Genomic DNA, 10079 nt, shown 5'->3' with positions numbered 1-10079 from the left:
CACCCGCTACGACAAACGCGGCTACATCTTCCTCGGCACCGCAACGGCAGCCGCCATCACCATCTGGCTACGAACATGATCGACCGGACAAGTCCTAGTCGGCCGGCCTTCACGCTGTCTCCTGGGTACGGCCTGAAGGGCGGCAAAGGAAAGCCGGATGTCCTTCTTCGCGACGAGTGGGGGAGGACATCAGCCGTGCCGAGCCTGAACCACGTCACTTCTGCCGACGGCTTGGAGTCCCGAGCCTCCGATCCGGCCATGTGCGGGATCGGAGGCTCGTCGTGCACGGTGTCAGCGACGTTGTTGGTGCTGCTGGCTGGTGGGGGGCGTGGCCGCTACGGGCTGCGGGGCCTGGACCTGCCGGGAAGCGATGTCTGTTGCCATGGTGGAACGGCTGCGGGCGGCTTCGGCGCGGCGGTTGGGGGCGGGGTTGCGGCCGGTGTGTTGGATGCGGGTGATCAGGACACGGGCGGGTTGGCGGGCGGTGGTCAGTTCGCGTTGGGCGGCGGCCTCCTTGAGCAGCTGGTGGGGTTGGTGGCCGAGGGCTTCGGCGTCGGCGAGGACGGTGGCCAGGGCCGGCCAGGCGGGGTCGGCGAGGATGCGGTCGGCGTGGTCAGGGACTGCCGCCCGGATGTCGCTGGCGAGTACGCGTTGTGCCGATTCCCTGGGCGGGCGGGGTTCAAGTTCGGCGAGCACCGGAACGAGAGCTTGGTCGGCAGCGGTCTGGAGGTGCTGGAGGGCTTGGCGGGCGGCATCGGACTGGTGCGCGTGGCCCTTGGCCTCATGCCAGCGTCCGGCGACGATCGCCGCCCAGACGAGCGCTGAGACCAGGGCGGCGAGGGCGCTGCCGTCGGGGCCGGTAGCCGTGGTGGCGATATCGCGTGCCGCGGACCGCAGGGCATGGGCGGCTCGGTCCTCCGCCCGGATCTGGCAGCGCTGGGCGCGAGCGAAAGCCTTCGAGGCAGCTCGGAGTTCGGTGCGCAGGTCGGCGGGGGCCTTCTGCGCGGTGGCCTCGATCAGTTCGCCGAGGGCGGTGATGTGTGCCTGGGCTCGTGCGTCGTCTGTGAGATCGGTGTGGAGGGTGTCGAGGGCGCCGGTGGCTTGGTGCCAGGGGGTGCCCGGCTGGTTGCGGCGGGCGGTGGGGTGCTCTTCCGGCTGGCTGGATTCAAGGCGGCCCTGGATCTTGGGCAGGGAGAGGTCGGGGGAGATCTTTCCGCCGGGGTGGAAGATCTGCTCACCCTGCTCGTTGAGGTCGCCGGGGCGGCCAACGGCATATCCCAGTAGGTCTCCTGACGGGCCGCGCCGGACCTGCACCTCGATGCCGTCGGCTTCGAGGTAGGCGATGAATTCCTCTGCATTGGTCACATGGGGAATGGCGGCACGAATGCGACCCTGGAGCCACTCCGGACTCGTCTGCTCCCAGCCGAGCCGTTCGGCCTTGTGCATCTCGGCCTGGGTAGGCCGACGGGTGCCGGTCCGGTCGCCCTTCTTCAATTGCCGCAGTCCATAGTCCTTCTCGATCTCGCGGCATTCGTCGCCGACGCGGATGCCGCTGTCGTGGAGTTTGGGGCGTCGGCCATCTTCGCGGACGGTGGTAGCCAGGATGTGGATGTGGTCGTCCGCGTGGCGGACGGCGATCCAGCGGCAGGCCAGATCGTCGCCGGCCGGAGCGATACCGGCGGCCTCCACGATGCGCTGGGCGATCTCGCCCCATTCAGCGTCGGAGAGGTAGCGATCCTCGGGTGCGGCGCGGACAGGGCAGTGCCAGACGTGATCGGTGATCTTCTTGCCGAACTCGCCGTTGCGCAGACGGACGGGCTCGTCGAGGTGACGGGCGAGTTCGGTCAAGGTGGCGTTCTCGTCACGGCCGGGGTCGGGCATGCCGAGCATGGCGAAGCCGGCGACGATGTGCGGGTCGAAGTGTTCGTCGTGGGTGCCCCGGCCATAGAGGTAGGCCAGCAGACCACGGGTGTTGGCGCCGGGCGCCTTGATGGCGGCGATCATGCGGCGAGGTCCTCCGTCACGTCGGCGGGCTGACGCAGAGCCTCGGCGATCAACTCAAGTAGGTCGTGGAGTTCGTCGAGGCGCTGACGCAGGTCGGGCGGGGTGAGATCGCTGTTGAGGGCGCGGGCGATCTGGTTGACGTTGACGCCGATGCGGTTGAGCTGACGTAGGACCTGGGCGCGGAAGATGTGCGTGCGGCGGCGGTCCTCGGACAGGGGGAGGTTCGCGGTGAACCGACCGGTGATGAAGGCGAGGACGACGTCGGCGGCGAAGCCGGACTTGCCCTTATAGCCGTGCTCGATGGCCGTCTCCTGGAGACGGGTTTCCTCGTCATCGGTGAAGAGCATGGGGCCGACACGAACGGTGCGTTTGGTGCCGGTGAAGCGGCGGATCGTGGGCTGGGCACTCTTCACGGCGGGCTCGCCGGCGGCGGTCTCGGCAGCGCGGGAGAGGCGAAGGATCTCGCTCTGGACGGCGTGGAGCGTGTCCAGGTCGGGGCCACCCTCGGCCCCGACTTCCTGGTCCTGCGTCCCCTGGCGCTGGGCCGTCTCCGCCACCCCCGGGGCGGAGATCCCCGAAGACCGGCCTTGAGTCGGACTCGGGGTACTACTGGCTCCGCCAGGGGCAGCCCGTCCGAACGCACGCCGCAGACGGTCCATCAGCGTAGGGGACTTCGTCAGTGGCATCGGCTCGTCGGGGGCATCTTCGATGTGGTGCTGGTCGTGTGTCACGGGTGGTTCTCCGGAAGGGGCGGGGAGGGCAGGCGGGCCGGCAGGGAAGCTCCTGCGGAGTGCGGATGGTCAGCGCCCTGTCCACAGGTGGGGATAAGCGGGCCCCGAGCGGGGCGGTGACCGACCCACCGGGTGACCGGAAGGGTTCCGGTCACCCGGTGGGGCAGGCGGTCAGCCGCTGTTCGAACCGGTGTCAGCGGTGGCTTCGAGTTCGGGCCGCAGGATGCTCATGACCTCGGTCAGTCGTTCGCCGCCGACCTTGAGGCCCTTGTCCCGTATGGCTTTGAGGACGACCGCGCGGGAGAGTCGTCCCTGCTCGGCGGCGGCGATGCGGCCGACCTCCACGAGCTTGTCCAGGGTGGCGTCGGCCGGACGGCCGCCTCGGTGCTTGGCCTCCTGAACCACCGCGCTCTGAACTCCGGCGTCCTGAACCGCGGCGACAGGTTCCGACGTTCTCTCGTCGGCGGCTTCGCGGGTGACGAGGATGTGGAGATGGACGGCTCCGGCCAGGGCGAGCGGGGCGATGGTGGACAGGGTGCCGACGGTGGCGTCTCCCAAGTGCAGTTCGCCTGTGGCGCTCTGCTGGTTGAGGCGGATGGCATGAAGGGCGTTGGCCCAGATGCTCGCGGCGGTGGCGGTACCGAAGAGCGTCCACACGTAGAGGCGGGCCCGGAACGTGGCGGTGCGCAGGACGAGGAGGGCGCGGACGCCGTAGGCGATGAAGCCGTCGATCACGAGGGGGAACAGGTAGGTGAGGAATCCGCGGATGTGGATGGCGATGGCCATCTGCTGGAGGGCGTCGTAGGAGAGGGCGCAGCCGGCGCCGCCGAGGGCGACGATCGCAGCGCGGTCCCAGGCCGTCGCCCGTGTTGCAGACGGGTGTTTGAGCGCTGGAGCTGCGGTGGTGGACAAGGGGGTTCTCCGGGTGCTTGAGGTGGGGCGCTTACGCGACCCCCTTTACAAGGAGGGGGTCGCGCGTAGCTCCTGGACGGCGTGCCCGCTCTTGGTGAGGGCCTCCAGGCGGCGCCTGGCCTTGGCGAGGTCCGCAGGGCGGGGGTTGGCTTCACCGGTGGTCTGCGTGGCGAGTTGGCGGGCGGTAAGTCCGTGAGCGCCCGCCTGGCGCAGCAGGGTGAGGGGGTCGAGGCTGGTGTCGACGCGGGAGGTGCCACGGGGGTGGTCATGGATGACCGGCAGGGGACCGATCTCGTCGTCGACGGTTTTGAGGTGGTGGAGCTGGACCACCGGGTCGCCCGCCGCGCCGTTGAGGAAGAGGACGCTTCCCGCTCCGGCGGTGAACCACGCTGACCCGTAGACCTGGTCCAGCACGGGGCGTTGGTTGCGCGAGGCGTCGGGGCCTTGCTTGCGCTGGTGGTGCAGTTCGAGCAGCTCGACGCCGTCGCGCAGCAGTTGCTGCCGGGCGTTGTTGTAGGCGAGCCCGGCCTCGTCGTCGGTGAGCTTGCCGACGACGTCCTTGAGGCTGTCGATCACGACGGTGTCGGCGCCGTGCTCGGCGGCCAGCTCGGTGAGCAGCTGTGGCTCGGCGTTGAGAGACGCGGGCAGCGGGCCGGACCAGAAGACCAGGCGCTGCCGCAGGATGTCCTGGTGGGCTTGGTCCACGACGCGGGTGAAGGCGCGGGCAAGCTGGCTCGGCCGGTCCGCAGCGATGTAGAGGACCTTCTCGCCCTGCTGTACGGGCATGTCCAGGACTTGGGCGAGCAGGCCGAGCCGGGCGAGGACGATTTGCTGGGCGATGGTGGACTTCCCGACTCCGGGCGGGCCGACCAGCATCAGGCTCTCGCCCGACGCCCAGGCCGTCTTCCCCGGCGTGCCCCAGACCGGGGCCGTACTGGCGGGGGTGTCGGTGACGAAGGACCAGCCATCGGTGGCGTAGCGCTGAAGCCGTCCGCCCGAGCTGCGGCGGGCGCGGTCGGCTGCCTCGCTCAGCGAGGCTGTCAGCAGGCTGCGAACTTCTGCTGGGTCCGCTCCTGGTGCGGTGGCGCCCTGCAGGACACGCACCGCTGTGGCTTGTAGGGTCCGCAGGTCGGCGTGGTGGCGCACGATGTCGGCGTAGTACTCGGCGCCGGAGCCCACCGATGCCGCGGAGGCCAGGGTGTGCAGGTACGGGGGGCCGCCGACGCGGGTGAGATCGCCCGTGGATTTCAGCTGGTGGGAGAGGGCGATCGCATCGGTGGGCGCGCCGTCCTTCCGCAGCTGCAGCAATGCGTGCCAGATGGTGGTGTGCGCGGGCTGGTAGAAGTCGCCCGGTTCCAGCACCTGGCGGACCGCGTCGATGACGGCGCTCTGGTACATGCACGACCCGAGGACGGCCATCTCGGCGTCGGCGTCGTGCTGCATCGGCACAGGCGTGCCGGAGCCGGGGTCCGGCGCCATGGGGTGGGGGAGGTGCGAGGTCAGGGGTGTGGTGCTGGCCGGCCCGATGCCCGTAGGCTTGGACATGGATTCCTCCCCGAAGTGCATCAGGCCCTGGCAGGCCGCACTTCGGTTGATCGTCTTGATGGGTGGTCACGCTGGGATCCGTCGTGGCCCCCGGTGCGCTAACACCGGGGGCTGCTCCTTTTTCGCGGGGGCGACAGAAGCCTGCCTCTACCCGATGCGCACAGTCAAGGCGAGAACCTGCGCCCAAGCGGCATCGACATTGAATCGCTACAACACAATAGCCGCTTGAATCTGTGTTCCGTGGTGCGTTAACGTGGTACCCATGACGGAGAAGGACTGGCAGGGCCGGCTGACGCAGCAGGTGGCCGAGGCGGTACGCGACTACCGCAAACTGCGAGGGCTGAGTGCCCAGGGCCTCGCTGACGCCTGCGCCGCACTCGGCCATGCGATCCCGCGCACATCGATCGCCAACCTCGAGAACGGGCGCCGTTCCGGAGTCGAGATCGCGGAACTGCTGGTGTTCGCCAAGGCGCTGGACGTTCCGCCGATCGCGCTGCTCCTGCCCATTGGGATGGCCGGCTCGGTCGAGGTGCTCCCCGGCCAGGAGCTGCCGATCTGGGACGCTGTCTCCTGGGTCACTGCCGAGACCCTGATCGGCGAGGAGCCTGAACCCGGCACCGTCAACGAGGTCATCTTTGAGCTCCGTGCGCACGCGCAGGCCATCAGCTCACTGCGCAGAGCCATCAAGTTCGCCGAGGAGACCCGCCGGGGCGCCAACTTGATCCGCGACCCGCAGCAGCGCGCCCGCAGCGACGACATGCTGGAGCGCCTGGAGGGCTACACCCACGGCTATGCCCAGGACGTACGCGAATTCCGCGCCAAGCTGCGCGTCCGCGGCATCGAACCCCCCATGCTGCCGGAGGACTTGAAGCACCTCGACGCTTCTGAGTAGCCCTCCTCCCGTCTCACTGCGGTGTTAGCGCGCCGCGAGACGAGTACATGACCCCAGCTGTATGACCACCCATCAAACGATCACGCCGCAGGGGTGCCAGCCCCAGGTCGGCGGGAAGGACTCCCATGCCTTCTTCCAGCGCGCCCGAGCGCTATCTGACCATCCCCGAGGTCGCCGAGCGCCTCAGCACCACGGAGCGTTTCCCCCGCCGCCTCGTCGCTGAGCGCCGTATCGCCTTCGTCAAGGTCGGGCGGCACGTCCGTATCGCCGAGAGCGTGCTCGCCGCCTATACAGCGGCCCGCACCGTTCAGCCGGTACGACGGTTCCGCTCCGGCTACGGCCAGGCTGCCTGATGGCGCGAAAGCCGCAGCGGCGGCGTGAATTCGGCAGTGTGCGCCAGACCGAGTCGGGGCGCTTTCAGGCTCGTTACTGGGCTCCGGACGGCAAGCGGCGCTATGCGCCGAAGACGTTCGAGACCAAGACGGAGGCAACGACCTGGCTCGCACTGACCCAGGCCAATATCGAGCGCAAGCACTGGACCGACCCCGACGCCGGCGCCGTCAACTTCGAGGATTTCGCGAGGAAGTGGGTCAACGAGCGCGGCCTGGCAGCGACCACCGAGGACCTGTACACCCGCTTGCTCAACAGGCACATCACGCCCACGTTCGGCACATGGGACCTGGACGAGATCCAACCGGCGGATGTGCGCGTCTGGCGAGCCGAGCGGCTGAAGGCGACCAACGGTGCGAAGACGACAGTGGCCAAGTCCTACCGCCTGCTGAAGGCCATCCTTCAAACCGCGGTCGACGACGATCTCCTCAAGAGCAACCCGTGCCGTATCAAGGGCGCCGGCAAGGAGGAGGCCGACGAACGCGACGTCGCCGAGGTCGAACAGGTCTATGCCCTGGCCGAAGCCATCGGACCACGCTGGCGCATCATGATCTTCCTCGGGGCCTTCGCGTCCCTGCGTCCCGAAGAACTCGCCGAGCTGCGCCGCAGCGACATCGACGTCGACGAGGGCGTGGTGTGGATCAGGCGCGCCGCGCCGGAGCTGACCAACGGCAAGAAGGTGATCGGCGATCCGAAGTCGCGAGCGGGCAAGCGTGCGGTGTACCTGCCCGATTTCCTGGTGCCCGAGCTGCGTCGCCACCTTCAGTGGTTCGCCGAGAAGGAACCGGACGGACTCCTCATCGTGGGCGAGCGCGGGGCTGCTCTGCGACGGTCCTCCTTCGGGCGCAAGTGGCGCAAGGCGCGCATCGCAGTGGGACTGCCGGACAACTTCCGCTTCTACGATCTGCGCCACACCGGTAACACCCTGGCGGCCGACTCCGGCGCGAAGCTCAAGGACCTTATGGTCCGCGCGGGCCAGTCCAGCCCCAAGGCTCAGCTGATCTACCAGCATCCGCGCGACGAGCCGCCTGCCGCGGAGCCATGTGAGGTGATCGGCAGAGTAGTACGCCTTGTCCGCGCGAATCTTGACCGGCCGTCTTCGGCGCAGTTCGCGCCGTGAGCGGATGGCGGGTATGCCGAGGATCAGTGGCTTGAACGCCTGGCTGTCGTGCACGTTCGCGCCGGAGACCGCGAGGGTCAGTGGGACGCCCTGAGCTTCGGACAGGACATGTAATTTGCTGCCCTTCTTGCTGCGATCGACCGGGTTCGGCCCGGTCAGCAAACCCCCCTTTTCGCGCGGACGGAGGCTGCGTCGATGATTGCTGAGGTCCAGTCCAGCTCGCCCCGGGCGCCGAGTTCATCCAGGACTGCCCGGTGTAGTCGGCGCCACAGCCCGGCCTCGGTCCACGCCGTGAACCGGCGGTGCGCTGTTGCCGGGGAGACGCCGAACGTCGGCGGAAGATGGCACCAGGCGCAACCGTTGGTCGGCACGTACACCACCGCTGTGACACCGCCCGCTCGTCCACCGGAGTCGTACCCCCGCCCTGCGGGCGGGACGTGAACTTCGGCAGCAGCGGCGCTGCCAACTCCCACAACCCGTCCGGCACAAGCCGACGGGGCAGACCAACAGTCGCAGTGCAGCATCATGCCGCATCAGCAACTCGCCACGTGAGAAGTCCTCTTGGTCAGGAGGAATGTCCAGCCTTCTTACGTTCCTCTCACAACTGTGCTGCACCGTGGGGCTCATGGCGACCAAGCGAATTGCTGTCGGTGTCGGAATTCTCGTGGCGATGGGCCTGACGGGCGCGGCCGCGGTGGCCTCTGGGGCTCCCGCTCCGGTGTCCGGAAAGGCTTCCGCCGCAGCGCCCGGAAAGAAGGCGAAGAACTATCTTTACGCCTCCATCGGGGATTTCGACACAAATGTGATGCCGTTGATCGATCGTCGCGATGTCGCCGGCGTGCAGTTGGTGGTGCCGTGGAAGGCGCTGGAGCGGAAGAAGAATCAGTACGACTTCTCTGAGATCGACCGGGCGCTGAACGTTCTGCAGTCCCGCCACAAGAAGCTGTTCATCCAGGTCCAGGACCGGTTCTTCGCGCTGCCGGCGAGGCTCCCGGACTATCTGTTGAAGGATCCGGAGTACAAGGGAGGCGCGGCTCCGACAACGAACGAGAACGGCCTCGGCCCCGGTGAGCCCGGGGCGGTCGCGGCGCAATGGAACCCGCAGGTGCGGGGCCGTTTCCAGCAGCTACTGAAGGCGATGTCACAGCGGTTCGACGGTCGCCTCGCTGGGGTGAACCTGCCGGAAACCGCTACCGGGGTGGACACCAAGAAGGACCACACCGGCTACAGCGACGACGTCTACTTCAAGGCAGAACTCGACAACATGGCCTACGGCAAGAAGGTCTTCACCAAGACGCCGTTCATCCAGTACGTCAACTTCTGGCCCGGTGAATGGAACAACAGCCGCAAGTACATGAGCCGCACCTTCGAGTTTGCCAAGGCGCACGGAATCGGCCTGGGGGGACCGGACATCCTGCCGGACCGCCCGGCGCAGATGGAAAACTCGTACCCCTTCTTCAAGAAGTACCGGGGGCAGCTCCCCATGGTGGCCATGGCCGTACAGGAACCCGACTTCCAGTACGAGAACCCCAAGACGAAGAAGCCGTACACCCGGCAGGAGTTCACCGACTTCGGCACGAACACCCTCGGAGCCGACGTCATCTTCTGGGCCACCAGCGCGCCCTGGCTCCACCAGCCGACGGCACGATAGGGCCCCCATCCCTCGCGGCTGGGGAAGGCGCCTTGTCACCTGAGGTTATGAGGTGACCTGACGCCCGCCGATTCGAGCGAAAGGGCAGCCACTTTCTCGCGTTCCTCGACCTCGCGGCAGCACTGACCTGCTTCAAGAAGCTTGCGAAACCCACCACGTGAGACACGCCTCTAAGGCGTCGGTTTTCCCCAACCCAGAGGGCAATGCGCAGTGTAGGCAGGACCGTTCAGTAACTGAACGGTCCTGCCTACACTGCGCTGTGTTTTAGGCGGAGTGCGTTCGCCGTCCGGAGCGCGGGCAGGGGCCAGGCGAACTCCCTTGCCAAGAGCCCATTTTGCATCCGTAATCTCGCGACACCTCAGGGGCAAGTGACCCAAGTCACAGAAAATGCGTCTCGCTATTTGAGAAGGTCGACTCTCAAGGTGCCTGGCTCGGTGTGGGAGTGGGTGAAACTTACGCCTCGGCCGGCAGATGGGGCTGGTGGGGGGCTGGCTGGCCCGAGAATGGTCTAGACAGCAATGAAGGCCCAGATCGCTGACCTGGGCCTTCGCTGTGGAGCGGGTGACGAGAATCGAACTCGCGCTCTGAGCTTGGGAAGCTCATGTTCTACCATTAAACTACACCCGCGTAAAGAGCCGCCTCGATGGAAGGCGGAGCATCGCAGCACACTCTACCTCATGGTCGGGGTGCGGTGTGATGGGTGTGGGTGGGGGTGCGCGGGAGGGGCGGTTGGTCCGGGGGGGTGCCTCTATGTTTTTCGTCAAGCCCGAGTTGGTCATGTGGTGGCTGCTTCGGGGGTTCGGGGTTCGTAGAAGGTTCCGTCGCGGAGCATGG

9 protein-coding genes, 1 tRNA gene and 1 pseudogene are annotated in these 10079 nt (G+C 67.5%); 4 read left to right on the top strand and 7 right to left on the bottom strand.

The features are described from left to right. Positions 1 to 291: 291 nt before the first annotated feature. The 4 genes from IH09_RS36020 to IH09_RS36005 form a co-directional block, all read right to left on the bottom strand. Positions 292 to 2004, bottom strand: coding sequence for a relaxase/mobilization nuclease domain-containing protein (locus IH09_RS36020; RefSeq protein ID WP_052861962.1), 1713 nt, complete (start codon positions 2002 to 2004; stop codon positions 292 to 294). Beyond that, positions 2001 to 2561 carry a plasmid mobilization relaxosome protein MobC gene (locus IH09_RS36015; protein ID WP_052861961.1) on the bottom strand — a complete coding sequence of 187 codons (561 nt, stop codon included), beginning with the start codon at positions 2559 to 2561 and terminating at the stop codon, positions 2001 to 2003. Before IH09_RS36015 ends, IH09_RS36020 begins: the two co-directional genes overlap by 4 nt. A gap of 345 nt (positions 2562 to 2906) precedes the next feature. After that, positions 2907 to 3647, bottom strand: a complete 741-nt coding sequence (locus tag IH09_RS39540; RefSeq protein WP_052861960.1) for a DUF2637 domain-containing protein — start codon at positions 3645 to 3647, stop codon at positions 2907 to 2909. A gap of 45 nt (positions 3648 to 3692) precedes the next feature. Beyond that, entirely contained in the window at positions 3693 to 5192 is a 1500-nt protein-coding gene (locus IH09_RS36005) for a DnaB-like helicase N-terminal domain-containing protein (RefSeq protein WP_052861959.1), read from the bottom strand. A 262-nt stretch (positions 5193 to 5454) separates the two neighbouring features. Here IH09_RS36005 and IH09_RS36000 point away from each other — a divergent pair, with 262 nt between their 5' ends. From IH09_RS36000 to IH09_RS35990, 3 genes are all read left to right on the top strand, one after another. After that, positions 5455 to 6084, top strand: a complete 630-nt coding sequence (locus tag IH09_RS36000; protein ID WP_016573147.1) for a helix-turn-helix domain-containing protein — start codon at positions 5455 to 5457, stop codon at positions 6082 to 6084. Between the two features lie 125 nt (positions 6085 to 6209). Next, entirely contained in the window at positions 6210 to 6437 is a 228-nt protein-coding gene (locus tag IH09_RS35995) for an excisionase family DNA-binding protein (RefSeq protein WP_052861958.1), read from the top strand. Beyond that, positions 6437 to 7594, top strand: a complete 1158-nt coding sequence (locus tag IH09_RS35990) for a tyrosine-type recombinase/integrase (protein WP_052861957.1) — start codon at positions 6437 to 6439, stop codon at positions 7592 to 7594. The genes IH09_RS35995 and IH09_RS35990 overlap by 1 nt, the downstream gene beginning before the upstream one ends. Here IH09_RS35990 and IH09_RS40795 read toward each other — a convergent pair. Continuing rightward, positions 7562 to 7756, bottom strand: a pseudogene (locus IH09_RS40795) (transposase); the annotation flags it as partial. The gene IH09_RS35990 and the pseudogene IH09_RS40795 sit on opposite strands and share 33 nt — an antisense overlap. Beyond that, the gene (locus tag IH09_RS40790; protein ID WP_404827319.1) at positions 7750 to 8118 is read right to left on the bottom strand and encodes a transposase; all 369 of its coding nucleotides are present in this window, start codon (positions 8116 to 8118) and stop codon (positions 7750 to 7752) included. The pseudogene IH09_RS40795 and the gene IH09_RS40790, both read right to left, overlap by 7 nt. A 101-nt stretch (positions 8119 to 8219) precedes the next feature. On the opposite strand from IH09_RS40790, the gene IH09_RS35985 reads away from it, so the two are divergent. After that, the gene (locus IH09_RS35985) at positions 8220 to 9245 is read left to right on the top strand and encodes a hypothetical protein (protein ID WP_240150571.1); all 1026 of its coding nucleotides are present in this window, start codon (positions 8220 to 8222) and stop codon (positions 9243 to 9245) included. A gap of 553 nt (positions 9246 to 9798) precedes the next feature. Here IH09_RS35985 and IH09_RS35980 read toward each other — a convergent pair. Further along, positions 9799 to 9872, bottom strand: a tRNA-Gly gene (locus IH09_RS35980). Positions 9873 to 10079 lie beyond the last annotated feature (207 nt).

The sequence above is a fragment of the Streptomyces celluloflavus genome (assembly GCA_000720995.1).
In the GTDB taxonomy this organism is placed as follows: Bacteria; Actinomycetota; Actinomycetes; order Streptomycetales; family Streptomycetaceae; genus Streptomyces; species Streptomyces celluloflavus.
Note: the sequence above shows the minus strand (reverse complement) of the source record. Positions and strands in the feature narration are given on the sequence as shown.

Bases quoted from the DNA above. Each gene is read 5' to 3' on its own strand.
- IH09_RS36020 (WP_052861962.1), bottom strand. From the start codon at position 2,004: ATGATCGCCGCCATCAAGGCGCCCGGCGCCAACACCCGTGGTCTGCTG.
- IH09_RS36005 (WP_052861959.1), bottom strand. From the start codon at position 5,192: ATGTCCAAGCCTACGGGCATCGGGCCGGCCAGCACCACACCCCTGACC.
- IH09_RS36000 (WP_016573147.1), top strand. From the start codon at position 5,455: ATGACGGAGAAGGACTGGCAGGGCCGGCTGACGCAGCAGGTGGCCGAG.
- IH09_RS35995 (WP_052861958.1), top strand. From the start codon at position 6,210: ATGCCTTCTTCCAGCGCGCCCGAGCGCTATCTGACCATCCCCGAGGTC.
- IH09_RS35990 (WP_052861957.1), top strand. From the start codon at position 6,437: ATGGCGCGAAAGCCGCAGCGGCGGCGTGAATTCGGCAGTGTGCGCCAG.
- IH09_RS40790 (WP_404827319.1), bottom strand. From the start codon at position 8,118: ATGCTGCACTGCGACTGTTGGTCTGCCCCGTCGGCTTGTGCCGGACGG.
- IH09_RS35985 (WP_240150571.1), top strand. From the start codon at position 8,220: ATGGCGACCAAGCGAATTGCTGTCGGTGTCGGAATTCTCGTGGCGATG.